This window comes from Lactiplantibacillus nangangensis, assembly GCF_005405065.1.
Taxonomy (GTDB): Bacteria; Bacillota; Bacilli; order Lactobacillales; family Lactobacillaceae; genus Lactiplantibacillus; species Lactiplantibacillus nangangensis.
The window spans coordinates 235,669-261,922 of sequence record NZ_BJDI01000003.1 but is presented as its reverse complement, the minus strand read 5'-3'; the positions used below and the strand labels follow the sequence as shown (position 1 = coordinate 261,922).

The 26,254-nt window shown below is 45.1% G+C and carries 22 protein-coding genes and 1 other annotated feature; of the genes, 1 reads left to right on the top strand and 21 read right to left on the bottom strand.

Features of this window, described 5'->3' with window-relative positions; all coding sequences use genetic code 11:
- Window positions 1-17: 17 nt before the first annotated feature.
- The 12 genes from FFM70_RS04500 to yfmF all read right to left on the bottom strand — a co-directional run bounded on the left by FFM70_RS04500 (window position 18) and on the right by yfmF (window position 18,375).
- The gene (locus FFM70_RS04500) at window positions 18-3,083 is read right to left on the bottom strand and encodes a YfhO family protein (protein ID WP_137615651.1); all 3,066 of its coding nucleotides are present in this window, start codon (window positions 3,081-3,083) and stop codon (window positions 18-20) included.
- 302 nt (window positions 3,084-3,385) lie between these two features.
- Window positions 3,386-5,380, bottom strand: a complete 1,995-nt coding sequence (gene mutL / locus FFM70_RS04495; RefSeq protein ID WP_137615650.1) for a DNA mismatch repair endonuclease MutL — start codon at window positions 5,378-5,380, stop codon at window positions 3,386-3,388.
- 23 nt (window positions 5,381-5,403) lie between these two features.
- A complete protein-coding gene (gene mutS, locus FFM70_RS04490; protein ID WP_137615649.1) occupies window positions 5,404-8,079 on the bottom strand; it encodes a DNA mismatch repair protein MutS in 2,676 nt (891 codons plus the stop codon).
- Between the two features lie 25 nt (window positions 8,080-8,104).
- The gene (locus FFM70_RS04485; RefSeq protein WP_137615648.1) at window positions 8,105-8,911 is read right to left on the bottom strand and encodes a TIGR00282 family metallophosphoesterase; all 807 of its coding nucleotides are present in this window, start codon (window positions 8,909-8,911) and stop codon (window positions 8,105-8,107) included.
- A 123-nt stretch (window positions 8,912-9,034) separates the two neighbouring features.
- Window positions 9,035-9,676: a helix-turn-helix domain-containing protein gene (locus FFM70_RS04480; RefSeq protein ID WP_137615721.1), complete on the bottom strand. Its 642-nt coding sequence runs from the start codon at window positions 9,674-9,676 to the stop codon at window positions 9,035-9,037.
- A 146-nt stretch (window positions 9,677-9,822) separates the two neighbouring features.
- Entirely contained in the window at window positions 9,823-11,382 is a 1,560-nt protein-coding gene (rny, locus tag FFM70_RS04475; protein ID WP_137615647.1) for a ribonuclease Y, read from the bottom strand.
- Between the two features lie 227 nt (window positions 11,383-11,609).
- Window positions 11,610-12,725, bottom strand: coding sequence for a recombinase RecA (gene recA, locus FFM70_RS04470; RefSeq protein WP_137615646.1), 1,116 nt, complete (start codon window positions 12,723-12,725; stop codon window positions 11,610-11,612).
- A gap of 91 nt (window positions 12,726-12,816) precedes the next feature.
- On the bottom strand, window positions 12,817-14,079 hold the full coding sequence (locus FFM70_RS04465) for a competence/damage-inducible protein A (protein WP_137615645.1): 1,263 nt from the start codon (window positions 14,077-14,079) through the stop codon (window positions 12,817-12,819).
- A gap of 131 nt (window positions 14,080-14,210) precedes the next feature.
- Window positions 14,211-14,795: a CDP-diacylglycerol--glycerol-3-phosphate 3-phosphatidyltransferase gene (gene pgsA, locus FFM70_RS04460; RefSeq protein WP_137615644.1), complete on the bottom strand. Its 585-nt coding sequence runs from the start codon at window positions 14,793-14,795 to the stop codon at window positions 14,211-14,213.
- Between the two features lie 19 nt (window positions 14,796-14,814).
- Window positions 14,815-15,711: a helix-turn-helix domain-containing protein gene (locus FFM70_RS04455; protein WP_137615643.1), complete on the bottom strand. Its 897-nt coding sequence runs from the start codon at window positions 15,709-15,711 to the stop codon at window positions 14,815-14,817.
- Window positions 15,712-15,815: 104 nt separating this feature from the next.
- Complete coding sequence (gene yfmH, locus FFM70_RS04450) at window positions 15,816-17,117, bottom strand: EF-P 5-aminopentanol modification-associated protein YfmH (protein ID WP_137615642.1); 1,302 nt, start codon at window positions 17,115-17,117, stop codon at window positions 15,816-15,818.
- A complete protein-coding gene (gene yfmF, locus FFM70_RS04445) occupies window positions 17,104-18,375 on the bottom strand; it encodes an EF-P 5-aminopentanol modification-associated protein YfmF (protein ID WP_223877433.1) in 1,272 nt (423 codons plus the stop codon). Before yfmF ends, yfmH begins: the two co-directional genes overlap by 14 nt.
- Before the next feature lie 203 nt (window positions 18,376-18,578).
- Here yfmF and FFM70_RS04440 point away from each other — a divergent pair, with 203 nt between their 5' ends.
- Window positions 18,579-19,931 carry an aspartate kinase gene (locus tag FFM70_RS04440; RefSeq protein ID WP_137615640.1) on the top strand — a complete coding sequence of 451 codons (1,353 nt, stop codon included), beginning with the start codon at window positions 18,579-18,581 and terminating at the stop codon, window positions 19,929-19,931.
- A gap of 58 nt (window positions 19,932-19,989) precedes the next feature.
- Here FFM70_RS04440 and FFM70_RS04435 read toward each other — a convergent pair whose 3' ends face one another.
- The 9 genes from FFM70_RS04435 to mreC form a co-directional block, all read right to left on the bottom strand.
- Window positions 19,990-20,250, bottom strand: a complete 261-nt coding sequence (locus tag FFM70_RS04435) for a helix-turn-helix domain-containing protein (protein ID WP_137615639.1) — start codon at window positions 20,248-20,250, stop codon at window positions 19,990-19,992.
- Window positions 20,251-20,619 (bottom strand): type II toxin-antitoxin system RelE/ParE family toxin, encoded by a 369-nt coding sequence (locus FFM70_RS04430; RefSeq protein WP_137615638.1) that lies wholly within the window; start codon window positions 20,617-20,619, stop codon window positions 20,251-20,253.
- Between the two features lie 139 nt (window positions 20,620-20,758).
- Window positions 20,759-21,595, bottom strand: a complete 837-nt coding sequence (locus FFM70_RS04425) for an amino acid ABC transporter substrate-binding protein (RefSeq protein WP_137615637.1) — start codon at window positions 21,593-21,595, stop codon at window positions 20,759-20,761.
- Window positions 21,596-21,606: 11 nt separating this feature from the next.
- Window positions 21,607-22,248 carry an amino acid ABC transporter ATP-binding protein gene (locus tag FFM70_RS04420; RefSeq protein WP_137615636.1) on the bottom strand — a complete coding sequence of 214 codons (642 nt, stop codon included), beginning with the start codon at window positions 22,246-22,248 and terminating at the stop codon, window positions 21,607-21,609.
- Window positions 22,249-22,260: 12 nt separating this feature from the next.
- Window positions 22,261-22,902: an amino acid ABC transporter permease gene (locus FFM70_RS04415; RefSeq protein ID WP_137615635.1), complete on the bottom strand. Its 642-nt coding sequence runs from the start codon at window positions 22,900-22,902 to the stop codon at window positions 22,261-22,263.
- Window positions 22,903-23,070: 168 nt separating this feature from the next.
- Window positions 23,071-23,302 (bottom strand) — a binding site (T-box leader).
- A 47-nt stretch (window positions 23,303-23,349) separates the two neighbouring features.
- Window positions 23,350-24,156 carry a septum site-determining protein MinD gene (gene minD, locus FFM70_RS04410; RefSeq protein ID WP_137615634.1) on the bottom strand — a complete coding sequence of 269 codons (807 nt, stop codon included), beginning with the start codon at window positions 24,154-24,156 and terminating at the stop codon, window positions 23,350-23,352.
- Complete coding sequence (locus tag FFM70_RS04405) at window positions 24,156-24,824, bottom strand: septum site-determining protein MinC (protein ID WP_137615633.1); 669 nt, start codon at window positions 24,822-24,824, stop codon at window positions 24,156-24,158. Before FFM70_RS04405 ends, minD begins: the two co-directional genes overlap by 1 nt.
- 21 nt (window positions 24,825-24,845) lie before the next feature.
- Complete coding sequence (gene mreD / locus FFM70_RS04400; RefSeq protein ID WP_137615632.1) at window positions 24,846-25,361, bottom strand: rod shape-determining protein MreD; 516 nt, start codon at window positions 25,359-25,361, stop codon at window positions 24,846-24,848.
- A 12-nt stretch (window positions 25,362-25,373) separates the two neighbouring features.
- Window positions 25,374-26,219: a rod shape-determining protein MreC gene (mreC, locus tag FFM70_RS04395; protein ID WP_137615631.1), complete on the bottom strand. Its 846-nt coding sequence runs from the start codon at window positions 26,217-26,219 to the stop codon at window positions 25,374-25,376.
- Between the last annotated feature and the right edge of the window lie 35 nt (window positions 26,220-26,254).

Genomic DNA, 26,254 nt, shown 5'->3' with positions numbered 1-26,254 from the left:
AGGCGGAAATTGATCAACTACCTCATCCGCCTAAACTTTCGATAGCCGAACCAACCGGCTAACCCAATAACCACCAGCCAGCTAATCGTAGCTAGCCAAGTTCCTAATTTCAAGCCTGGCGTCGTGTATGTCAACTTAATGGTATGGTTTCCAGCTGACAACCGCGCCCCAACGAAGGCGTCATTCACGACCTGCGTCGCGACGGACTTACCGTCAACTTGTAGGTGCCAACCGGTTGAATACGGGATGCTTGTGGTTAAAACGCTAGCTTGACTAGTTTTAGTCGTCCCAGTCACTTGATTACGAGTCACTTTTAAGTTTGCCAAACCTTGCTTTTGTAGTTTAGTCGTTTGTTTTGTATACGACTTGCCAAATGGTACCGCAACCAGCTTGGCTGACTTGAATTTCAGATTTCGAACTTGGGTGAAGTTTAAAACAATCTTTTCACGTGCATGTTTGCTATAGCCAAGATTAATGACCGCCGACGTGCGCTGTTCATAGTCAGACATATTGGTCGTCCCAAGTTGGCTAAAGGTCGCTAAATTGTCCATCGTTTGGGCCGTCAAACTATAACCACTTGCACTCAGATTACCCTTCAAGCCATCCCGCAATCGATTAAGTTTATCAATCTTGGTATTCGGTCGATCCGAAAAGACCGTCGTGTGATTGCCGACCGTCATCGCATGTTTGATTGACGAGGTTTGATAGCTAATACCATCTAATACCAAGTACAATTCAGTATTGCGATATTTTTTCGGTTGGGTAATCGTTAAATTATAAGGTAATTGATGCCCCTGAACGTCACTGACCATCTGCTTCAGGCCATTTTGATTAATAATCCCATCATTTTCAAAAATCTGCGCATTCGCATCGATCAAGCTTTGAAGTCGCTTGGAAGTGGTTGTCATCCCAGTCGCCGGAGCAAGGCTTTCCCGTTGTTCTGGCGTCAAAATAATCGTCGTTGCCGGCAACTTGGTCAAAATATTATTGGAGGAACCAGTCGCATGTTGATTCCGATAAATCATGACCTTATCCGTCGTATCCAACATATTGGTATCATCCAGCTGCACGGTATAATCGACGTTCTCACTCTTCGCTTTCGGGGTAATGGTCGTCACCCCTTTGGCCTTAGTGCTCGTCAACGCCCCCTGCAACAAGGCTTGTTCTCGATCCGTAGCTGTCAGCTTTTCAAAGGCCTTGTTAGAAAACTGCTTAGTTTGCGTATAAACCAGTGGCAACGCCCGTTTGGATTCCAACAACACGGTCCCAGTATGATTACTCAAGCCATAAATAAATTGGTCCGCGTAAATCTTCGGCTCATCCTGTTTTGTTTTAACCACGCGGTAGCCACTCGGTAAGGCTTGCCCTTTCAACTGATCTTCACGCGCAAATAAATACCGCACACCGAGGAAATTGCTCAAGGTGGTTCGCTGATCCAGCGTGCCCAGCGGTGAATTCATCGCGTATTCGGAATTACCCAACGCTTGCGCCAACTTACCAACATACCCACTTTGCACCGAAAAATAAGACCCAACGGTGTGCGTGCCTAAAACCATCGGCACATCGCTTTCAGCCGATCGCATCGTATAATAATTGGGGCCGAGCGCCGTCCGGTAGAAGCCAGTTTTAGCGAGGCCTTGCTGGGCGTCATCCAAGTACCCTTTGACCCATTTCATGGCCGTCCCCCGCCGAATCTGTTCGGTACTGTTAGACGTCGTATTAATACTCATCCAACCTAACCCATTGTTGGCGAGGTTTAAGGTGACCATCCCCAGCAGCAACCAATTAAATTGCCGGTTGGATAAATTTAAAGCTTTGCGAGCAAATAATAAGCCCACTAGTGCTAATAAAATTAAATAAGTTGCAATATCATGTTTTCGAATATTTAAATACAAGCCGTTAATTAGCCAAATGACGGCCAACAAACCGCCACTCACCCCAGCCAGCCATTTCAAATCACCGGTCGTTAAATTCGGCAAGGCATCGATAAAGATCATTGTCGCTATGGCAAAGACGAGCGTCGCCATCATTAGCCAACGGTTAGACGGTGTAGATAAAACGTTAAAAAACGCCGCAAAACCAGGTACTAAGATGCCAATCATCATGGCAACGATGACCCAATTCAACGTCCAATACCGTTTAAAATGCCGTAACGTGAAGATTGCCCCTAGAAAACTAATACTACTTAGACCCAGCGTCACCCAATATTGCACGCTACCACCATTCGTTAATAATCGGTTTGGTAAATTGACATAATAATTAATTGGGTAAGTCCACAAGCCATTGGCAAAGTCAAAACTCGTCCGCGTCGCGTGCAACATGGCCAAAATTGTTGGCACTAAGACGATGCCAGCCATTGCCACTCCTAGCGTGACCGCCGCTAATAACCGCCAAAACAACGTCATAAATTTTGTCGTCAGCCGTTGCTCACGTTTCAGCTGCCAAAAGCGCACGAAAGCGTAGATCAAACTCCCCAAGGCTAGCAAATACGCAAAATAAAAGTTGCTCGTAATCACTAAGGCCGTGATGAGCGTCACTGGCAGCCAATTTTTGCCTTGCAAGACCCGTTCAATCGCCCAGCAGAGCAATGGAAACCAGATCATCGGTAAGATAAAGAACGGATGATGCATGCCGACGTAGAACGTGTAGGCAGTGAACGTGTAAGTCAGCGTCCCAATCAGGCGACTGAGCCGGCTAAAATGGAACTGTTTGCTGAAGCCTAAGAAGGCTAGTCCCGCGCAATAGAGCCGCAAAATAATTAAAACTTGATACGTCAGTTCCAAATGTGCACGCGACGTGACTGCCACCAAATAGTTGAATGGATCACCGACCACATAGTAGGCAAACGTCGTTAACTGGTCAGCCCCTAACCCCAAGTTCCAGGACCAGCTAAACAAGCTCATCGGATCATGCTGTAAGATTTTTTGAAATTCTAATAAAATCGGAAAATGCTGTGCGATTCCGTCAACTTCCCAGATCAAGGTTCGCCCAGCCAAAAACAGACTGCTGAACGTCAAGCTACAAATTAGGATGAACATCACGGTGTAACTCACCCATAGCGGAATCTTTCGTAATTTAATCAAACTCTGGTCCCCTTCATTAAATCGCAGTGCCCCGCGATCCCCATTGATTTGTCCTAAAATAATGATTTAATTTTACCATGAAACCCGTTCGTCGCGACCATCCCATGAAAAACTTAAGCTTTTTAGCAAGAGTGGGACAAAAAGCGGGTTGCTACCGAGCATAGCTTAGGGAACCGAATGATTGGGGACTTTCCAATCGTTTGGTTCCCTATGCTAAGCGGAGGTCGCAGCTTTTTGTCCCACGTTTCGGCTATAACTATTAGGAGCACAAAAAAGAGCCTGGAATCCCAGACTCTTTGGACTTAATTCGCTGATTGTGACAAGTGATTATCTTGAATTCGTTTGAACATTTTTTCCATATCCGTATTCGTAAAATGGACCGTCACCGGACGACCATGTGGACAATTGAAGGGATTTTCGCAAGTCGGCAACTTTTTGAGTAAAGCCCGTGCTTGTTGATCATCCAAATGATGGTTCGCCTTGATTGCCCGTTTACATGACATCATGATAGCCGTCTTCTCTCGAAATTGAGTGACTGTCAGATGGCCATCTTGCAGGACCCAATCGATCATTTCACGAATCGTATCTTCTTCTTGTCCAGCCTTAAACCAAGTTGGATGTGAATGTACGATGAAACTATTGCCACCAAATGCCTCGAGTTTGATTCCCAGTTCATCGAGTAATGGTAACTGTTCTTTAATTTTTAGCACATCACTAGTTGGATAATCTAAAATGATTGGGACTAACAAGTTCTGTTGATCTGGGCTAACCTCACCAATTGCTTGGCGATAATATTCATAATTGATCCGTTCTTGCGCCGCATGCTGATCGAGGATATACATCCCGTCATCAGATTCGGCTAACAAATAAGTCCCGTGCATCTGACCAAGATAACGCAACGTTGGGAAACGTTCCGTACTTGTTTTCACGGCTGGTTCTGGTTCAGCAGCCAACACCTTTTCAGGCTTAGCTGGGCCAAATGGTAAGCCAACCACTTCATCACGATAACGATCATCAAACGCGGCCACGGCAGTATTATCGAGCTCCCGTTCATCACTGATCATAATGGGCGTAGGTGCTGCTGACTCATCTTCTGGTGCAGCCGAAGTCGGTGACTCCGGCACTGCCACTTCAGAAATGGCCGGGGCCGTCTCGGTTGCTTCCGCGGCGAATGATGGCGCGGCTTGACTCGTTGCTGAACGTGGCGTCACTTGATATTGTGAAGACGCCGCATTCAAATCGATGGCAAGTTGATCCGTATTCAGTCGTTCCCGGCGATGACTCCCTAAATTCGTGAGCGCTGACGGAATCAAATTGACCGTTGCCAGTCGATCGGTGATCGTGGTACTGATCAATTTGGCCAGATCCGGCTCTTTACTCAATCGAACCTCTTGCTTAGTTGGATGAACATTCACATCGACCAACAATGGGTCCATGGTTAGCGCAATGACTGCAATCGGATAACGGCCAACCATCAGCTTAGACCCATACCCTTTGATGACGGCTTTGGTTAATTGTTGATTCTTAATGGCCCGTCCATTGATCAATACCGTAATATATTGACGACTAGCGCGTGTCAATTCTGGCAATGCGACATAGCCTGAAAGGGCATAATCTGCGGTCTTGCCTTCAATGGCCACCATCTTACGCGCATTTTGAACACCATAAATTCCGGCGATGACTTGTTGTAGGTCCCCCCGACCGGCCGTCCGTAACAGTTCTTTGCTGTTATGCACTAACCGAATCGCGACGCCCGGATAACTGAGTGCTAAGCGATTCACGATATCCACAATGTTGGCAAGCTCCGTTTGCGGTGATTTTAAATACTTCAACCGCGCCGGCGTATTGAAGAAGAGATCCGTTACCGTAATATCCGTACCTTGCCGTAATGCCGCCGGAACTTGCTTCAACAATTTGCCACCGCGATAATGAATACTTGTCCCCGTCGTCCCAGTACTGGTCGTTAAAACCACATCCGCAACGGAAGCGATACTCGGTAACGCTTCACCACGGAAGCCCAGCGAATGGACCCGAAATAGATCAGCGCGGGACGTAATTTTGCTCGTCGCATGCCGTTTAAAGGCCGTTAACACATCGTCATCCGCGATGCCATCACCATCATCGATCACCCGAATCGACTGCACGCCCGATTCAAGCACTAAAACATCGATCTGCGTCGCATGCGCATCAATGGCATTTTCGACGAGTTCTTTCACTACCGATGCGGGTCGTTCCACAACTTCCCCAGCGGCGATCTGATCCGCTAAAACGGATGCTAATTCATGGATTTTTCCCATTGCCATCGGCTCCTTTACCTAACTTACTTATCTAACTTTTGTTGCCATTTATACAATTGATTCATCACGTCCATCGGCGTCATTGCCATCAAGTTCAAGGTCTTCAACTGTTGTAAGACCTTTTCCCCCTTGGGATCAGTGACCGTGGGTTCGCTGAACAGTGAGAGCTGCTCTTCAGGGGCCGGTTGGGCAGCGACTGCCGCCGGAATGGCTTCTGAAGTGGTTGCTGCAACTGCGGGAACCGTTGAACTTGGTGTAGTTGACTCAGCTGATTCAGTTGGTGCGGCCGCAAGCGACTCATGCGTAACTGACACGGTACTGGTCTGACTTTCCAAGCTGGTCAAAATCGTTGTGGCACGATCTAAGAGTTCATTGGGCATCCCTGCCAATTTGGCGACATGGACCCCATATGATTTATCTGCTGCCCCGGTCTCAACTTTATGCAAAAAGACTAACTCGCCGTTTTGTTCCGTCGCGCCGACGTGCACATTCCGCAATCCCTTGAGTTCTTGATCCAAAGCAGTTAATTCATGATAATGAGTCGAGAACAACGTCTTAGCGTGAATATTGTTATGCACAAATTCAATAATTGCTTGGGCTAACGCCATCCCATCATAGGTCGCGGTCCCCCGACCAATTTCATCAAACAAAATCAAGCTATTGGCCGTAGCATGTTTCAACGCATTATTGGCTTCTTGCATTTCGACCATGAACGTACTTTGACCAGAAATCAGATCATCAGTTGCACCAATCCGCGTAAAGATTTGGTCAAAAATTGGTAACTTAGCCTCTTTAGCAGGAACGAAACACCCAATCTGCGCCATAATGACTGTCAAAGCCAATTGCCGCATGTAAGTACTCTTCCCAGACATGTTCGGCCCAGTAATTAGTAAGACTGTTTCGTCTGGGGTCATCTTAACGTCATTTGGGACATAGCTCTGATTGCCCATGACTTTTTCAACGACTGGATGACGACCTTCCACAATGTTTAAATCATGCGATTTCGTCAAAGTTGGCCGAATGAAATGATAATCTTCACTGACCACCGCAAAACTTTGCAGCACATCAATGGCGGCAACGGCCTTTGCTAACGTTTGAAGCCGCTTGATCGCCCCTTTAACCGTCTCGCGGACCTTCGTGAAGAGTTGATACTCGAGCTCTGTTGAATGGCTCTCAGCCTCTAGAATCAAGCTCTCATGTTCTTTAAGCTCTGGCGTACTGAAGCGTTCGGCGTTGGTCAGCGTTTGTTTCCGTTCATAGCGATCTGCTGGCAGTTGGGCTAAATTAGCCTTGGTGACTTCAATGTAATAGCCAAACACCCGGTTGAACCCGATCTTGAGGTTCTTGATCCCGGTCACTTCGCGTTCTTTCGCTTCCAAGGCCGCAATCCACTTTTTCCCATTATTCATCGCATCGCGATACTTATCGAGTTGTTCGTCGTAACCGTCTTTGATCACCCCACCATCGGTCACCGACAGTGGTGCCTCTTCAACGATAGCGCGGTCAATCAAGTCAGCAACGTCTTCGACTGGGTCTAAATGCTGCACTTCATCCGTGAAGACTTTTTCATCTAATTCGGACAAAATATAACTAATTTTAGGAACTTGGTATAACGAGGTCTTTAACTGAATCAGGTCACGCCCGTTGACGCTCCCGAAGGCCACCCGACCAGCTAACCGTTCCAAGTCATAAACTTTAACTAGTTCTTCTTGCAAATTACTGCGTTCAAAATAGTGATCTAGGAGTGCGGCCACTTTATTTTGACGCGTTTCAATATCTGCCTTAACGATCAAGGGACGGTCTAACCATTGTTTCAGGAGCCGGCCACCCATTGCAGTCTTGGTCTCATCCAGTAGCCACAAAAGCGTGCCTTGTTTCTTGCCAGTTCGAATTGACCGCATCAGTTCCAAATTGTATTTGGAGTTGTGGTCTAATTTCAAAAAGTATGACGGTTCGTAAGCAATGGCCTTTTGTAGATGGGCCAAACTCCGCTTTTGCGTCACATTGATGTACATCAACAAGTGTTCGACCACTTTAGTTTCGAGTTCGACCGTCAGATCCTGGGTCAAATAACTCAACTCGGCTTGTGGTTCAACCTGGTTTTGCTCAGAAATCAAAATGTCTAAGTTTTTAAGTTGGGCGCGCAAGTCGTCCCCAATCGAGTCGTCGACCACGATTTCTTTCGTCTGTAAACTCGTGATTTCATTGATCAACGTGTCGTTAGTGGTCAACAAACTGGTCTTGAGTTCACCAGTTGATAGATCGGCATATGCAAACCCATACTGCCCAGCGTCTTGGATCAAGGCCGTCAAATAGTTGTTTGACTTGGCTTGTTCAGCACCACGTTCTAGCGTGGTCCCCGGCGTGACCAACTGAATCACTTCACGTTTGACCATACCCTTTGCCAACTTAGGGTCTTCCATCTGTTCACAAATGGCAACTTTATAGCCCTTGTCCACTAAAATATCAATATAATTTTGAACGGCGCGATGCGGCACCCCACACATTGGAATTGGATTGGCGGCGGAATGGTTCCGCGTTGTCAAGGTCAATTCTAAGAGTTGGGCCCCTTTAATAGCGTCGTCATAAAACATTTCATAAAAGTCACCCAACCGATAGAATAAGAACGCGTCTGGATATTGATTTTTTACTGAAAAATATTGACGCATCATCGGCGTATCATTCGTTTTTTGTGGCAACTTAGTTCCTACTTTCTATGTCAAATTAATCATCAAAATAAGGATGGTCCGGGTTAATGAGGATCCGTTCGATTTTTTTCGCATGGCCTGTTTTACCATCAACATCGATCACACAGCCGGATAGCACCGCCGGACTGTCTTCTTGCACGTTAAAACGCGTCGGCATTTGTTCCAAGAACCGCCCAATCACATTTTCACGCGTCATGCCTAGAATGCCATTATAAGGGCCGGTAAAGCCAACGTCACTTAAAAAGGCCGTCCCATCTGGCAACACCCGGTTATCACTCGTCTGCACATGCGTATGCGTGCCAATCACCGCACTCACTTGGCCGTCTAAATACCAAGCCATCGCTTCTTTTTCACTGGTCGTTTCGGCATGGAGGTCAATAAAAATATTAGGTGTTTGTTCCCGCAATTCAGCAATCAGCGGTTTTACCGTCAAAAATGGATTGGCCAAATTTTGCCCCATGAATACGTTACCTTGTAAATTGATCACCGCTAATTTTTCAGTATTCACATTAACAATCGTATAGCCCGCACCCGGAGTCGTTTCACTCGGGAAGTTTAATGGCCGTACCAACTTCTTGGCCCCACCAATGAAATCAAAAATTTCGTTATTATCCCAGGTGTGGTTCCCCATCGTAATAACGTCGGCACCCGCCGTTAAAAAGTTCTTGTAAACCTCTTGATTAATCCCGCGACCTTTAGTGGCATTTTCACCGTTCACGATCGTGACTTGCGGTTTGTAGCGCCGCTTTAACTTTGGCAAGTACGTGGCAATTGCGTCCTGACCCACTTGACCCATGACATCGCCGACAAATAAAATTCGCATATGCTCTCCCTTGTTTTAACGTTATAACCATTATTTTAGCATTAATTCACGCAAAAAGTGGCGCACAGTCCACAATAAAAATGAGCCTAGGCCAACTTTCAGCCTAAACTCATGCCACACACTTTAGCCTTTAGCTTTCTCCGTTCGTACCACCAACCAAAGGCAGACGCCCACGAACCCAATCATCCCCATCGGTCCGCTCAAGTGTGGTTGAAAATTCAACGCTTCACCAACCAAGCCCAAAATGGTGACCGGAATAAAAAGCCACTGCGCATACCGATTAAACCACGGATGTCGCTCACGAAATAATGGTCGGTCATCCAAGCCTAAATGACGATCAGCCTGATTCAACCCATTTAAGGCAAAGATCCCCAACAACAGGACAAAACTGACGACCGGATTAATCAGCTTCAATTGTGGTTCAAGTTGGTCAACGATTGTTAAAATGACAACTCCCATACTCATGAATGCTAACATCAGTCGAACTGGGCGAATTTGTTTGCGAACTTCTTGGCGGCGCAAATAATCGGTCATGCCCTCATCTTCACGCAACAACACATCCAGTGATAAACCATAAAAATCACTCAAACGTAACAAACTATCAATATCTGGATAACTGTTTTCTGTTTCCCAACTAGAAATCGTTTGACGGGAAACGTGTAATTGTTCAGCTACAGCTTTCTGGGTCATTTTTTGATCAAGCCGAGCTTGTTTTAATCGTTCACCAAAACGCATCCTGATTACTCCCTTTTGAATTAGCTTCATCATAAAACGGGCCAACATAAAAGCCTAGCTTAGAATCTTGGCAGCGTGATTTGACGGGCTTTTTCCTTGGTCTCCTTAAAAAGTCACTTAACCAATCTCGCCATAAAAAATAAGCCCAAGACCGAAGTCTCAGACTTATCCTCTGCTTATTTAGCGTAATCAACTGCTCGAACTTCCCGAATGACCGTAACTTTAATATGGCCAGGATATTCGAGTTCATTTTCAATTTGCTTTTTAATATCGTGGGCCAAAACAGTTGCTTGTAAATCAGAAATCTCTTTTGGCTTAACGATAACCCGAATCTCACGACCAGCTTGAATCGCATAGCTCTTCTTGACGCCATCTTCATCATTAGCAATCGCTTCAAGTTTTTCAAGTCGATGAATATAATTCTCCAACGACTCGCTCCGAGCGCCTGGCCGGGCAGCGGAAATTGCATCCGCCGTCGCAACCAACACAGCGATGATCGATTTTGCTTCAACATCCCCATGATGGGATGCAATCGTATTGATGACCACTGGATTTTCTTTGTACTTAGTTGTTAATTCCACGCCAATTTCAACGTGGGAGCCTTCGATCTCGTGATCGACGGCTTTACCAATATCGTGTAATAACCCTGCGCGTTTCGCGACAGTAACATCTTCACCAAGTTCAGCGGCCAAAACGCCCGCCAACTTCGCAACTTCAATCGAATGATTCAATACATTTTGACCGTAACTAGTCCGATAGTTCAACCGGCCGACCAACTTGATCAAGTCAGGATGCATCCCGTGCAATCCCAAATCAAAGACAGTCTGTTCACCAGTTTCGCGAATCTTCTCGTCCATTTCTTTACGGGCTTTTTCAACCATTTCTTCAATCCGTGCCGGATGAATCCGACCGTCCTGAATTAATTTTTCGAGCGCAATCTTAGCGATTTCGCGTCGAATTGGATCAAAGCCACTCAAAACGACCGCTTCCGGCGTGTCATCGATAATTAAATCGACCCCCGTCAACGTTTCCAGCGTCCGAATATTACGACCTTCACGACCAATAATACGGCCCTTCATGTCATCATTTGGTAATGAAACGACAGAAACCGTCGTCTCAGAAACCATATCGGCGGCACTCTGTTGGATTGCTTGGACGATTAAGTTTTTAGCTTCCTTTTCAGACTGAGCCTTAACTTCGTCCGTGCTTTCCTTGATCATCACGGCCCGTTCATGCGTTAACTGATCCCGCGTTTGGGCTAAGATCCGTTCCCGCGCTTGGTCTTGTGATAAGGCTGCGACCTTTTCTAATTCTGCTTGACGTTGCGTGATTAGTGAAGCTGCACTTTGTTGCTGTTGTTCAACCCGCTTTTGCTCTGTGGCAATTTTTTCTTCTTTTTTGCCTAAAGCATCTTCGCGTTTTTCAAAAGTATTTTCTTTGTGATCCAAAGTTTCTTCGCGTTGTAACAGACGGTCTTCTTGCTTTTGCACTTCATTCCGTCGTTGCTTCAACTCGCCTTCAACTTCAGTTCGATAGCGGTGACTCTCCTCTTTTGCTTCAAGGACTTTTTCTTTCTTGTGAGTCGCTGCTGCTTTCTTAGCCTCAGAAATAATACCTTCAGCTGTGTTCTTGGCGACATCCAATTCTTTTTCATGGACGTTCTTACGAACATAATAACCAATCCCATAGCCGACAACAATCGCGATGACTGCGAGGATTAACCCGAAAACATTCATGTTTCCACCTCCGCATCACCAAAATCCAGTTAACATAAAATCAACTACAAATTTTCAGATGTTATATTTTGATTACTTACACACTTGTTATTCTAATGTTTGAAACAGGTAGTGTCAACTTAAAGTCTTATGTGAGAACGTTTCAGCACCTTAGCCTCACTGAGAAAAGGCCCCTTTTTCTATTAGAAAACGCCCAAAGCAACCGCTTTGGACGTTCTGTTTAAAACTTATTTATCTGCTTTAGTGGCTTTTGGCGTTTCTTTTAAATCTAATGTCGTTGGGTCAGCTTCAACTTTAGCTTTCGCGCTGTCCTTTTTCTTTGGATCAGTCATTTCAGCTTCTTCATCAGTTGCCGCATCCATCCCATAGGCTTTTCGAACCTTCGTCCGAATTTCGTCCATGACATCTGGATGTTCCGTCAAGTAATTCTTTGCATTTTCACGGCCTTGACCAATTCGATCTTCACCGTAAGAGTACCAAGAACCACTCTTCTTAACGATATCCTTGTCAGCGGCCATATCCACGATTTCACCAGTTTGGGAAATCCCGCGACCGTACATGATATCAACTTCCGCCTTTTTGAATGGCGGCGCAACCTTGTTCTTGACGACCTTGATCCGAACACGGTTCCCGATAATATCGGTCCCATCTTTGATCTGTTCCGCCCGACGAACTTCCAAACGAATCGTTGCATAGAACTTCAATGCCCGACCACCTGGCGTCACTTCAGGGTTACCGAACATCACCCCAACTTTTTCACGAATTTGGTTAATAAATAAGGCAATCGTTTTAGTTTTATTTAAAGTCCCAGAGAGTTTCCGTAAGGCTTGTGACATCAAGCGGGCTTGTAACCCAACATGCGCGTCACCCATTTCGCCTTCGATTTCGGCCCGTGGCACTAAGGCGGCAACGGAATCGATGACCAAAATGTCAACAGCCCCACTAGAAACCAAGGCATCGGCAATTTCCAACCCTTGTTCACCAGTATCTGGTTGTGAGAGCAACAAATCATCAATGTTAACGCCTAAATGTTCTGCATAAACTGGATCTAACGCGTTTTCCGCGTCAATATAAGCAGCCGTTCCGCCTTGCTTTTGCACTTCAGCGACAGCGTGCAACGCAACGGTCGTTTTACCAGAACTTTCAGGCCCATAGATTTCAACGATTCGGCCTCGCGGATACCCGCCAACGCCTAACGCATCATCTAAGGCTAACGACCCACTTGAAATGGTTGAGATTTCGGTATTAGCCGCATCCCCCATCCGCATAATGGAGCCCTTACCAAAGTTCTTTTCAATCTTTTTTAAGGCAGCATCTAGTGCTGCTTGACGTGCATCAGCCAAATTATTTCCTCCTTTGGTTCTCGCTCTTAACTCTTAATATCATAGCTGTTCAATTGCAGAAATGCAAGCAAAAAGCGAACAAAAGTTCGGCTTATTTTTCAGATGTGGTTTTGCCATCAAGTGCGTGCCGTAAGAGGTCCAAGCCAGCCATCACACTGCGTTCACGAATCTTTTGGCGATCACCAGCAAAATGATACAAGTAGGCAGTGGTTGGCTGTTCAGGGTAAGCTAGGCCAATCCAGACCGTCCCAGCAGGTTGTCCTTCCAGTTCATCCGGACCAGCCACGCCAGTGAAGCTCAGCGCTGTATCGGTGTGTAACTGTGCTCGGGCCCCATCGGCCATCGCGATTGCCGTTGCTTCTGACACAACCCCAGCTTGGTCGATTGTCGCTTGTGGGACATTGACGAGTTGGTGCTTTGCGGCATTCGCATAAGTCACAAAGCCACCTGGGAAAATCGCTGAAACACCCGGCACACCGCCGATAGTACTCTGGAATTCGCCAGCCGTGAGACTTTCAGCCGCAGTAATGCTCAATTGCCGATCGATCATCGTTTTAATGACGACTTTTGCCAAGGAATTATCGTCCCCATAGCCATAAAAGTAAGTCCCAACCTTAGCTTTGATCTGAGTTTCGACCGTGTTCAACGCTTGTTGCGCGGACGCCTTAGAATCCGCTTGGGCACTCAGTCGTAACGTGACTTCATTCGTCTTCGCATAAGGGGCAATCGTGACGGCTTGCTGGTCATCAATCAACGTTTGCAATTCCGTGACTAGCTTAGATTCACCGATGCCAAAGAACCGTAAGACCCGCGAATAAATCTGCGATTGTTTGCCATAAGCCGCTTGCAACTTCGGCTTAGCTTCCATTTCAAACATCTTGGTCATTTCACGCGGTGGCCCTGGTAACAATAAAAAGTCCGCTGAGTCTGGGGATTGATAAAAAGCCCCGACTGCCATACCATTATGGTTCGTTAATGGTGTGGCGCCCGCTGGATACAACGCCTGAATCCGATTATTCGCTGTCATCGTGCGACCCGTTGTCTTGAAATAGTCGTTGATCACGTTCATGGCAGCCTCATCTTCCACCAATGGCACATTTAAATATTGAGCTAACGTTTGTTTGGTCAAATCGTCCTTAGTTGGTCCGAGCCCACCAGATAAAATTACCAAATCATTACGCTGGGCCGCAATTTCAATGACCTTGGCAAGTCGCACCGGATTATCCCCGACGACCGTTTGATAATAACTATCAATGCCAAGCTCTGCGAGACCTTGCGCAATATGGGTACTATTCGTGTTCGTAATTTGACCGAGTAAGATCTCGGTCCCAACCGCAATTATTTCTGCTTGCATAACTGCAAAGACTCCTCCTTATAACTGGTTTGTATGGTTACATTAAGTATATACGAAACTTAACCGGTACTTCCATCAAAAGAATCGAAAAAAATCACCGACCAGTTGTGCTAGTCAGTGATTTTATCAAGTTATTTAAAGCCGTCCGCAAAGACATCGCGATTTTGAACAAAATAGTCGATACCGGAGTAGATGACAAAGAATAAACAAATATAGAGCATGATCAAGGCAAATGGGATATTAATCGCATCAAATAACACATTATTCAATAACAAGAAGATGATGGCGATCATTTGCGTGGTCGTCTTGATCTTACCGGGCATGGCCGCAGCCATTACTTTACCGTTATTTTCAACAATCAGTAACCGTAAGCCCGTGACGGCCAGTTCCCGACACATAATAATTGCCACGACCCAATCGGGCGCCATATTCATCCGAACCAAGATAATGAACGCCGTCATGACCAGCATCTTATCCGCCAAGGGATCGGCAAACTTACCGAAGTTGGTGACTAAGTGTTGTCCGCGAGCAATCTTACCATCCGCTAAATCGGTCAATGAGGCTACCGCAAAAATAACAGTTGCCACCACTTGGGTCACAGGAATCGTCGTCCCCGCCCAAGTCACTTGACCCCAACTTAAGGGTAAGACCATGATCAAAATGAACACTGGAATCAAAATAATCCGAAAAACAGTTAATTTATTAGGTAAATTCATGACTTTTCCTCCGTAACGTCTATTTAATGGTTAAAGTAATCGTCCGTACTTGTGACGAACTATTCTTTGGATTGAAGTTAAACTTCTTGCCATTAATCGTTACTGAGGTTGCCGTGGCATTTCCAAATTGGAACTTCACCGTTTTAGCATTGGCTGGCAACGTCACATCATGAGTCCCATTGGCCGTTAAAGTCCCTTGCCAAGTTTGAGTGCCATCCGTCGTCACAGCCATCCATGCGGCTTTGGACGCCTTAAAGCTAACTTTATTCTTATCAGCACCATTGGTTAACGTATAAGCCGTATCACTGTCACCGTCAGCCTTAATGGTTTGTTGATCGTCCTTAGCTTTCTTTTCAGAACTGGCTTTAGCGGCACTACTGCTGCTAGCAGCCTTCTTAGAACTGGCTAATTTGCTACTGCTATTCGCCTTAGAACTTGAAACTTCCGTCGTCGAACTGCTTGAATCTGTAGCTGAACCAGCACCGGCATGGGTCTTAACCGCCATGAACCAAATAAACAACAAGATGATGACCACAATGGCCGTCACAATGATCGTTGGTAAATAGTTCCGGACTCGGCCAGCCGGACTGGTTGGTTGTTCTCGTGAACTCGTCCGGGTTGGTTGAACTTCATCAACATTTTTAACAATGGTTTCAGTTTCAGTCTTCGGTAAGTCATCGCGATACGTTTCTAACAATTCATTGCCGTCTAAGTCAACGGTATCTGCATATTGCTTGATAAATGCCCGCACGTAAAAGTCGCCCGGCAACTTATCAAACTCGCCATCTTCAATGGCAATTAAATAACGTTTTTGAATCTTGGTGATCTGTTGCAGATCATCGATGGTCAAACCTTTAGTTGTCCGCGCTTGTTTAAGCCGCGTACCAATGGTTAGCTTCTCTTCATTTTCACTCATTTGACTTTTTCTCCACCCTAAGTCTATTTTCAAAATCTTTCGTTTCATAGTATATCACAGCCGACTCAATTGTCGGTACTGATGACAATAACTTTCAGATTTCTTTAATTCTTGGCCGCTGGTCGAATTTGATATTCGCTGATAGCTTGCGAGGTTAACAATTGTTCAGCGATAGTTGCCAAATCTTCCAAACGCAGGCCGTCGATGATTGCAGGTTCGTCAAAAATCGTTGCTTGACCAAATAAATTCTGATCATAACGGTTAGCAATGGCTTCAAGCGAGTTCGCCATGAACACGATCCGGCCAATCATTTCTTTTTTGACCGTCGCCAATAACTCGTCTTGACCTAAGACTGCTGTCTGCCAATGCTCAAGACCATCAATGATGGCCGCATCAAAAGCCGCCGGATCATCCGTTTCGCCACTGAACGTTAGAAAGTCAAACCCATTTTGTAACTCAAAATCATAACCAAATGATTCGTCAATAATGCCTTGATCGTATAACCGCAAATAATTCTGCGACGTATCGCCAAATAACATTTCTAATAAGACGTTGACGCCGGCCCGATACTTCAAGGCTGGCAAACCGGATTCAATCGGCATTAAGCCCTTGACCCCCACGACCGACTTAGCACGCGCAACAGGCATTTCAATTGACCGATACGGGATAATGTCATGGCCATCGGTAGCTGTCGCCGGAATTTTGGTTTCAATCGGTTGAAACGCATCAAAGTTTTTTGCACTCTGATTGGCCGTAATCCAACTGAGCACTTCGTCAGGATCAAGCTTACCGACGACAAACAATGTCATATTCTCTGGATGGTAAAAGGTCCGGTAAGCGGCATAGAGATCATCGGCAGTAATCTTCGCAATGGAATCCGTCGTCCCGGCAATATCATACTGTAATGGATGATTAGGGTATAAGTTACCAATCATTCCAAAATATAAACGCCAACTTGGATCATCATCGTACATTTCGATCTCTTGGCCAATGATGCCCTTCTCTTTATCGACCGTTGCCGGGGTAAAATAGGGATCTTGAACAAAATCAAGCAACGTTTCTAAATTTTCTTTGAGGTTACGGGTGGCCGAGAATAAATAACTCGTGCGCGTAAAACTCGTGAATGCATTCGCACTGGCCCCATATTTACCAAAAGTTTGAAAGGCATCGTGATCCGCCTTTTCAAACATCTTATGTTCCAAAAAGTGCGCAATACCATCGGGGAACCGTTGCATTTCCGTCTGCCCTGCTGGTACAAATGTATTGTTAATCGAACCATAATTAGTCGTAAAGACGGCATAAGTCTTATGGTAACCAGCTTTAGGTAACATCGTGACCGTTAAGCCATTATCGAGCTTGGTTTGATAACTAGTTTCATTAAATTGATCATAATTAGTTACTTGCATGCTGACCCCCACTTAAGAAGAATCCATTATTTAACGTGACCAGTTCTGAGACTTCAATAATCTGCTCACGTGTCACTGCTTGGACTTGTTCGAGCCAGTCTTCATCGCTAACTGTCTGTTGCGTCAAGTCATCAATTAAGGCTTGAATCGCAAAGGTTCGTTGGCTATCCAAACTGGACTCAAAATCATTGATCAAGCCTAACTTCAATTGATCAACAAGGTCATCCGTGAAATCACCTTGTTGAATCGCCGTTAATTGATCGGCAATGATTTGTAGCACTTGATCATGATTTTGACCATCGATACCCGCAGAGACTTTTAAAACACCTCTAAACGTGTCTAACGAACTGCTGGCATAATAAGCCAAGCTAGCCTTCTCACGCACGTTCATGAATAATTTGGATAGTGGTGAGCCGCCAAAAAGTTCATTGAAAACTAACGCGGCATAGTAGTGCTGTCCCCGGTAAAAGACCGGGAAGTCATAGCCCAAATTGAGTTTGGCTTGACTCAACGCCTGAATTTCACTTGTTTCAGTATATTGTCCCGCATTTTCATGATGGTAAAACGCAGCTGGCCGTGCCGCTAGCCGGTCTTTAAATCCGAGCGCTTGCCAGCGAGCAACAACCGCCGCATCATCAAAATCACCCATGACAATGATATTGATCTGATCATCAGCCAACAAAGTTTGATAGTAGGCATATAAGTCACTCGACGTGAGCTGATCTAAATCGGCGGCTAAGCCGTAACTAGGAATTTGTTGGGCTTCATCGGCCGCAAATAACGCCGCATTAAGTTTTTGCGCCGCATAGTATTGCTTGTCATCATCAACGGATTGAATCGATGCCTTTAAGTTGGTCACTTGACGCTTAAAAGTTGGCTCATCAAAATGGCCATCCTTTACTAACGGTTTAAAAATAATCGCCGCTAAAAAGTCAATCGCCTGCAAAGTCAACGGTTCATCCGTTGCTAAATAGCGTTCATTCGGCACGGTGATGGCTAACTGTAAATTGTGCGTGGGTCCCTTGCGACTCACACCGGCGCCAAAAGCCGCACCATACATACCAGCTAAGGCGTGGGCTAAGGCCCGTTGATCTGGATAATCGGCAGAACTAGTTTCTAATAAATTGGCCAGTAATGCCCGTTTCGTAATATCGGCCCGTTTAATTGGTGCCCGAAAATTAAGTATGATTTGATTGGTTTTAAATTGATGACTAGGCACCGTCGTCAATTGAACCCCTTTCGCTAACTGAGTTTGCAAATATAGTCCTCCCTGCATATGTACTAAATAATAAGCGAAAGGTTGGCTTGACGCAACTTTCAATCTCGCTTACTGAAAATGGTTCGGCGAAGTTAACAAATTATGACTGAAAATGAGAGCCACATGAGGTTACATTAACATTGCAAACTAGCGGTTTGTCTGCTATTCTTTGAAGTATTGATAAAATTGAGGAGCGATTTAATGTGAAAGTAATTAAATTTGGTGGCAGTTCCCTTGCCAGCAGTACCCAGCTACAAAAAGTACTGTCGATCGTCGAAGCCGACGACCAACGGAAATATGTGATTGTTTCTGCGCCTGGGAAACGGTTTGACGGCGATACCAAAGTCACCGACTTACTCATTCAGTATGCTCGCCAAACGATTCACCATCAAGATACAACGGCCGTGATGAGCACCATCATCGACCGCTACGCTGAAATTGGCCACGGCTTTGAGGTTCCCGAAGCTCAGTTGACGCCAATCTTTGACACGATTAAAAACTTACCTAAACAAACTTATGCGGATAACACCTATTTAATGGCTACTTTTAAGGCCCATGGTGAACGGCTTAACGCGCAACTCGTTGCTGCCGTCTTCGCCAAGTCCGGTCTGAACGCCCGCTACTTAGATCCAAAAGAAGCTGGCATGGTCGTTACCGATGTGCCTGATGACGCCCAAATCATTGATAGCAGTTACGACAATATCGCTAAATGGGCCAACAGTGATCAGATTTTGGTCATTCCTGGCTTCTTTGCCTACAATCGTAACGGTCAAATTTGTACCTTCTCACGGGGTGGCTCCGATATTACTGGTGCGATCATTGCGCGCGGCGTCAATGCCGAACGCTACGAAAACTTCACCGACGTTGACGCTATCTATGCCGTTAATCCGTCCTTAGTCGCACAACCAGCTGCGATTCAAGAGATGACTTTTAGAGAGATGCGGGAACTTTCCTACGCCGGCTTCTCCGTCTTCCATGATGAAGCTTTGATTCCTGCGATTCAAGGCAATATCACGGTGAACGTTAAGAATACGAACCATCCAGAAGCACCGGGGACCTTGATCAAATCGACGAAAGATAACAGTACCGATTATCCGGTCACTGGGATTGCCAGTTCCTCAAGCTTCTGTTCCCTCTACATCCGTAAATACTTGTTGAATAAGGAAGTTGGTTTTGGCCGTAAAATCTTAACTATTTTAGAAGACCACCATGTTAGCTATGAACATATGCCTTCCGGGATTGATGATTTAACCATTATCTTCGACGAGCATCAATTGACACCCGAGTTAGAGTCAACGCTGAAAGCCGAAATTGCCGAAGCTGTGCAACCAGATGAAATTTACTTCACCCACGATTATTCAATTTTAATGATTGTCGGTGAAAGCATGCGTAACCGTGTTGGGATTATGTCACGCGCGGCCACCGCTTTGGCTGACCACAATATCAAATTAATTATGGTCAACCAAGGTGCCTCCGAAATTTCAATCATGTTTGGGGTACATGACCGCGATGCCGATCAAGCAGTCATTGCGTTATACAACGAATTTTTCAAATAACGATTCAAAAAGACACGATTCGGGAATTCTCCTGAATCGTGTCTTTTTGATATCGGCTTTACGCTGAAACGACTGATAAGTCAATCGTCACCCCTAAAGCGGCCGCATACTGACTTAAAGTCGCAACCGTTAATGGCTGATCAAGCCCTTCTAATTTGGTTAGCGCAGTTGATGAGATTGCCAAGCGCCGAGCCATTTCATCGGCTGAAATTTTGCGTTGGATTCGAGTTGCAACAAGATTTGCAAAAGTCTCGAGCAACATCCGCTCACCTTCAGAAACATCATCTAATTGTTTTTTAAAGTCCTGCCAATTGGTCATTTAATCACGAGCCTTTCTTGCAAGCCAATCATCTAAGTTTTTTAAAGCACGTTCAACTTCACGAATATCGGTTCTATTCTGTCGCTTGGTATAGTGATGTAATAACACATAGCTTTCTTTGCCCCAAGCAGCATAAAACACTCGTTCTGGCAACGGCCGTAGTTCCATAATAGAATAGCGATAACCCTTCAGACGCTTTGCATTCGGTTCAGTTAAATTGGGACCTAGCCTCGAAAGCAACTGCATCTGATAAATAAGCTTTTTTAAAACTTTTTGGTCATCCCTTTGTCGACTCCCATTAATTTTTTCAAGGTAATCTCTAATTTCGCTGTTTCCAGCTGCGTTTTCATACAGGTCAATCTCATACATTTGCCATAACCGGCAATACCGCCCTTATGCTTAGATTTCCTTGATTGTGATTAAGTATAACCTACAAGTCACTTTTTCCCTAACAAAAAAGACGACCTTTTAATGTCGTCCTTCAAATTGACCGATTCAAGCATTCGCCTTAATTTTCAACCTGCTGATCGCCAAACCACTTGTGATTGATTTTAGCTAAAGTCCCATTGGCCTTCAACGTCTTCAAACCAGCATTGATTTTAGCTTGCATGGTCTTATCGCCTTTACGCATCCCCACCGCAAAATCTTCTGAATCGAACGTCCCTTGGGTTTCTTGGTAGTCGGCTGAATTAGCTTCATGTTTGATGTAATAGTTCGCATAAACGCTATCAATCAGTAGTCCTTGAATCCGGCCAGCATTCAAATCCAAAAACGCATTGGTAAAGGTATCATATTGTACCGGCGTCTTCTTGGCAATTTTATCCTTCAATAACTTTGGATTATTTTCCAATGATTCATAACCAGAGGATCCTGACTGCACACCGAGCGTTTTACCGCTCATATCGTTAAAGGACTTGATATGATTCTTCTTCAAAGAAACTAGGATTTGTTTGTTCTTCAAATAAGTATTGCTAAAAGCCACGACTTTTTCCCGTTGCGGATTCTTCGTGTACCCGTTCCAAATCAAATCAATCGTCCCATTCCGTAACTCGGTCGCATTCATGGACCAATCAATCGTCTGGAAGCTGACCTTCACCCCATAGAGTTTGAAGACAGCGCGTGCTAGATCAATGTCATAACCCACAAGTTTCCCAGATTTTTCCCGGAACCCCATTGGCACGAAACTATCGTCCAAGCCAATGACAACCGTTCCCTGCTTCTTAATTTTCGACCACGTGTCTTGGGTATCAGCTCTAGTCGTCACATTTTCGCAACCACTTAGCGTACTAGCCAAGCCAAACAAAACGATGAAGAGAAAGCTAATCGAAAGTAATCTTTTTTTCATGCAATCCCCTCCTATTTCGTTTGGTTAGGTTCAACGTGTAACATCTCATCCGCGATATTTTCTGCAAAGGTCAAATCATGACTGACTACGATTTGCGTCATGCCGTCTGCTTTCAGGCCTAAAATCAACTTTTCGACTTCTTGACGAAGGTTAGGATCCAACGCTGAAGTTGGTTCGTCGTAACATAACACGTTCGGCTTCATCGCTAGCGCCCGTGCAATCGCAACCCGTTGTTGTTGACCACCGGATAATTGATACGGATATTGTTCACCGTGGTCGCCTAAATTCAGGCGATCTAACAATTTATTGGCCGCAGCCTTAGCTTCTGACTCGCTCTGTTTTAAAACCATCGTTGGGGCCAAAGTGATATTTTGACGCACCGTTAAATGTGGAAACAACTCAAAGTTTTGGAAAACGACCCCGATCACACTATCGTTAGTCCGGTTTGTATAAGGATCAAAGGCTTTACCATCGACTAAGAAGTCGCCACTGTCAACTTGTTCTAGACCAGTGATACAACGTAACAAAGTGGTTTTACCAGCCCCAGAAGGGCCCACAATACTTAAGATTTCGCCATCTTTAACGGTCAAACTCAATTTGTTGATGATGGTCCGATCACCAAAACTTTTTGTGATATTTTTAAGTTCTAACATGTTGTGCCCTCCTTATTTCCAATAACTATAGCGTTTTTCAACTTTACGTAAAATGAAGGTCGTCACGGCCGTCAATAGCAAGTAGAGCACGGCAACTAAGACCAGCGGAACTAAAGTGACATCGCGTGCCGTTGCCACATTTCCGGCCCGTAACAGATCACCAATCCCGATGACGTAAACCAACGATGAATCCTTGATCAAGTTGATGACTTCATTCCCAACTGATGGGATCACGATTTTGACCACTTGCGGAATCACAATTTTACGAATCGTTTGACTGTAACTCAAGCGAAGGACCCGAGCACTTTCATATTGCCCATTATCAATCGATTGTAAGCCGCCCCGGAAGATTTCGGCGAAGTATGCCGCATAATTTAAAATAAAGGCAAACAGCGCGGCTTCGTAGCGTGGGAAGACAACCCCAATCAGTGGCAAGCCATAGAAGACGAAGATCAATTGTAACAGCAATGGCGTGCCCCGCATTAACCAGACGTAGAAATTAATCAGCCATTGTAACGGTTTGATCTTGGAAATTAATCCTAAGCTTAAAATCAATCCTAATGGTAATGACCCAATCAACGTCCAAAGGAAAATCTGAAGCGTCATGCCGGCGCCTGATAATAATGATGGCAAAATTTCTAAAATATAGTGCATCTGCAATCCCTCCTAATTTTTATCACAGTAACAAAAAAGTCCCCTTGAGAAAAGTTCTCAAGAGGACGTCTATGCGCGGTGCCACCTCACTTCGCAGCAACTTCACAGTTACTGCCTCAGGGAGTTTAGTGATAAAAGCACAAAAAAATCGTCCCTAGGCCTAAAGCCTAAGAGGACGATTTCATCGCGGTGCCACCTCATGTTTATCAATTGCTCACGCAACTGAACTCAGCGAGTTTATCACTAAACTCCGCCGCTAACGAGGCCAACCGAAACAGCTTACTTAATTCAGCCATTCAACTCACAGATGTGTTTCGTTGTTTAAACCTGATCGACTTTTCAGCTTCGTCGACTCTCTGTTCAACGCTTAACCAACTACTCTTCTGTTCTCTGTTTTTTAATGTTGCTCTCATAATAACCAAAACCTGGTCACTCGTCAAGCGTTTTTTAGTTATTTCGATGAAAAATACCAGCAATTCGTGACCAGACGCCCGGTTTTTGTTGTTCAAGATTCATCAATGGCACGGTCTCACCCTCGATTCGACGCGCAATATTACGATAACCTTGCGCAGCTGGATTCTTAGGATCTAACACGATTGGTTCTCCATTATTGGAAGTCCGAATGACCGCATCATCATCAAAAACGATTCCTAACAGATCAATTGACAAATGATGGGTAATCTCATCGATGTCCATCGTTTCACCATCTTGCATCATCCGCCGGCGAATCCGGTTGATCACCAATTTAGGTGCTTCGGCTAATGGATATTGTTCCAATAACCCGACGACCCGATCGGCATCCCGAATGGCTGAGATTTCTGGCGTTGACACGATAATCGCGGCATCGGCCCCAGCAATCGCATTCATAAAGCCCCGTTCGATCCCAGCTGGACAATCTAACAAGATATAATCAAAATCTGGTTTTAATTCATCAACCACTGCCTTAACTTGGTCCGGATTCAAGGAATCCTTATCCGCATTTTGCGCGGCTGGTAACAAGAATAAAAGATCATCAAATCGCTTATCCTTAACTAAAGCTTGGCGAATCTGGGCGCGATTCTCGACGACATCCACGATATCATACAAGATTCGGTTATCTAAGCCTAAGATCACATCCAAGTTTCGTAAGCCAATATCTAAATCGACCAGACAAACCTTTTTGCCCATTAAGGCCAAAGCCGTGCCAAGATTGGCGGTCGTGGTCGTTTTACCAACGCCACCCTTACCAGAGGTGACCACAATTGCTTTTCCCATTAAAGACGTCCTCCATTCCGCGTAAATAATTTTGGCCGGACCCGTTTTAATTGCGTTAACGGAACATAGTCGAGGGCTTGAATATCGTTAATATAAACGACATTCGTCCCGGCCACGATTTTTTCTTTGTCGACTAATTCCATCAGTTCCCCAACTCGTACGCGGGGCACGGTCGATAAATCACTCACAATCGCCGCATCATTATGATCTGGGAAGCCAGCCTCTAAAGCGCCAGCGACTTCCCCCATCACAAAAATACTGCCAGTGGCACGTAAGACGCCGCCTTCATGAATTTTACCGAAGAATAACACATCTCCGGTGACTTCTAAGACTTGTCCATTACGAATGATCTGATTGACCAAATGCACCGTATTCCGTTCCACCATGGCTAACGCGTCCGCGGTTAAAATCACGTTTGCTGCCAACTTGTGGATACTAAATAAGGGGTAACGGTTCACTAATTGCGTTACTTTTTGATTCTGTTCAGCCGTCAACAACCGGCTCTCGGTGTCCATATCAAAAGAGATCTGTTTATCAGTCGTATTGTCAACTTGTAGCCGGTCGAGCAAGGTCTTCAAATCGACCATAATTGCGTCAAAACTGGCGGCTTGCCGAAAGATTAATTCATAGCCATCACTACTGGCTTTTAAAATCACACTTTGCTGCATGTTCGAATTCCTTTCTACCGACTACTCAACTCTTAGATACAACTGCCGCATTGGATAATATAAAATAACGAAGATTGCTAAATTAACCGCAATCGTTGGTCCAAGCGTATAAACCGCAAAGTCGGCTAAATTGCTCGTGATCACCTTACTCATCAAATACCAAGTATAGACGAAGGCCTCGACGATGGTTAAGTTAATGATATAGACCATTAGTAGCGTCAAGAAATTCAAGTCCAACCAAGGCTTGATTTGACGGCATAAATAGACGATTAATGGCAATGCCACCACGTAGACCCCGAAGACCCCTGTGTAAAACCAGTCAAAAACTAGTCCCGCAAAGGCTGACCAAGCTAGAATCGGTAACTCATCACGATCGTCCAAAAAGACCGCAAAGATGATCCACATCAATACGAGGTGTAACACACTCGAATAGGGGTATTTAAACAGACTCCCCGCAAACACATTCGATAATGACCCATCCAAAAACAAGGCTAGAAATAAGCCAATTGGGAAGATAATTCTTAAACGTGATTTCAAAGTTGACCCTCCCTATTGTTCAGCGACCGTCACGACAGTTAAGTCAGTTAGGTCGGCTGCCGGTTTGATTTCAACTTCAGAAGCCAGCCCATAATCATCTTGTTTGATTTTAGCGACAGTTCCAACATACAAGCCTTTAGGTGTTAAACCACCCAAGCCACTCGTCACGACTTTATCGCCTTTTTTAATCTTAACTGACGACGTCACTGAACCCATCTGGATATAGTTGTCGCTCTTGTCAAAACCAGTCACGATCCCATTGACCGTCTTACCAGCTGAATTGGTGACTTGAATCGCAAACTTATCCGCAGACGAGCTCGTATTTGAAATCAATTCAACCTTCGAATTGGTCTGGTTTACTTCGACCACCCGACCGATCAACCCAGACTGTGACATCACTGGCATGTTCTTCTTGACACCTGCAGTGGCCCCTTTGGAGATCACTAACTGGTTCATCCATGACGATGGTGTCCGCGTTAACACATTCGCCGTCACGGCGGTGTAATCGGACAATGATTGGTTTAACTTTAGTTCTTTCCGCAATTGCTTATTTTCCGCAGTTGCGGTCTGTGCATTGACCTTAGCCTGTGCCAATTGGTCAACTTGTTTCTTTAACTTCTGGTTTTCTTGATAAGTGTTTAGCAAATCTGAAACTGAAGTTGTCGCACTTTGCAACCCGTTTACAGGTAAGGCGACGACCCGATCAATCGCACCCGCAACGTCGTTCCCAAATTGTTGAACTAATGGCGGTGTAGATTTACGGTTTCGAATTGCGACAGAAACGCTCATCAGGCCGAAACTGATAATTAGGATAATAATCGCAATAACCAATTTACGGTTTGAAAAAAACTTTTGCATAATGAACCCCCGGTCGAAAATTCAATGATTTAACA

What these genes read in the sequence shown, in the direction of transcription:
- FFM70_RS04425 (WP_137615637.1), bottom strand. Translation starts at nt 21,595, where the DNA reads ATGAAAAAAAGATTACTTTCGATTAGCTTTCTCTTCATCGTTTTGTTT.
- FFM70_RS04485 (WP_137615648.1), bottom strand. Translation starts at nt 8,911, where the DNA reads ATGCGAATTTTATTTGTCGGCGATGTCATGGGTCAAGTGGGTCAGGAC.
- FFM70_RS04435 (WP_137615639.1), bottom strand. Translation starts at nt 20,250, where the DNA reads ATGACCAATTGGCAGGACTTTAAAAAACAATTAGATGATGTTTCTGAA.
- FFM70_RS04465 (WP_137615645.1), bottom strand. Translation starts at nt 14,079, where the DNA reads ATGCAAGCAGAAATAATTGCGGTTGGGACCGAGATCTTACTCGGTCAA.
- rny (WP_137615647.1), bottom strand. Translation starts at nt 11,382, where the DNA reads ATGAATGTTTTCGGGTTAATCCTCGCAGTCATCGCGATTGTTGTCGGC.
- FFM70_RS04415 (WP_137615635.1), bottom strand. Translation starts at nt 22,902, where the DNA reads ATGCACTATATTTTAGAAATTTTGCCATCATTATTATCAGGCGCCGGC.
- FFM70_RS04405 (WP_137615633.1), bottom strand. Translation starts at nt 24,824, where the DNA reads ATGCAGCAAAGTGTGATTTTAAAAGCCAGTAGTGATGGCTATGAATTA.
- minD (WP_137615634.1), bottom strand. Translation starts at nt 24,156, where the DNA reads ATGGGAAAAGCAATTGTGGTCACCTCTGGTAAGGGTGGCGTTGGTAAA.
- FFM70_RS04420 (WP_137615636.1), bottom strand. Translation starts at nt 22,248, where the DNA reads ATGTTAGAACTTAAAAATATCACAAAAAGTTTTGGTGATCGGACCATC.
- mreC (WP_137615631.1), bottom strand. Translation starts at nt 26,219, where the DNA reads ATGCAAAAGTTTTTTTCAAACCGTAAATTGGTTATTGCGATTATTATC.
- pgsA (WP_137615644.1), bottom strand. Translation starts at nt 14,795, where the DNA reads ATGAATTTACCTAATAAATTAACTGTTTTTCGGATTATTTTGATTCCA.
- FFM70_RS04480 (WP_137615721.1), bottom strand. Translation starts at nt 9,676, where the DNA reads ATGAAGCTAATTCAAAAGGGAGTAATCAGGATGCGTTTTGGTGAACGA.
- mutL (WP_137615650.1), bottom strand. Translation starts at nt 5,380, where the DNA reads ATGGGAAAAATCCATGAATTAGCATCCGTTTTAGCGGATCAGATCGCC.
- FFM70_RS04455 (WP_137615643.1), bottom strand. Translation starts at nt 15,711, where the DNA reads ATGAGTGAAAATGAAGAGAAGCTAACCATTGGTACGCGGCTTAAACAA.
- FFM70_RS04430 (WP_137615638.1), bottom strand. Translation starts at nt 20,619, where the DNA reads ATGTATGAGATTGACCTGTATGAAAACGCAGCTGGAAACAGCGAAATT.
- yfmH (WP_137615642.1), bottom strand. Translation starts at nt 17,117, where the DNA reads ATGCAAGTAACTAATTATGATCAATTTAATGAAACTAGTTATCAAACC.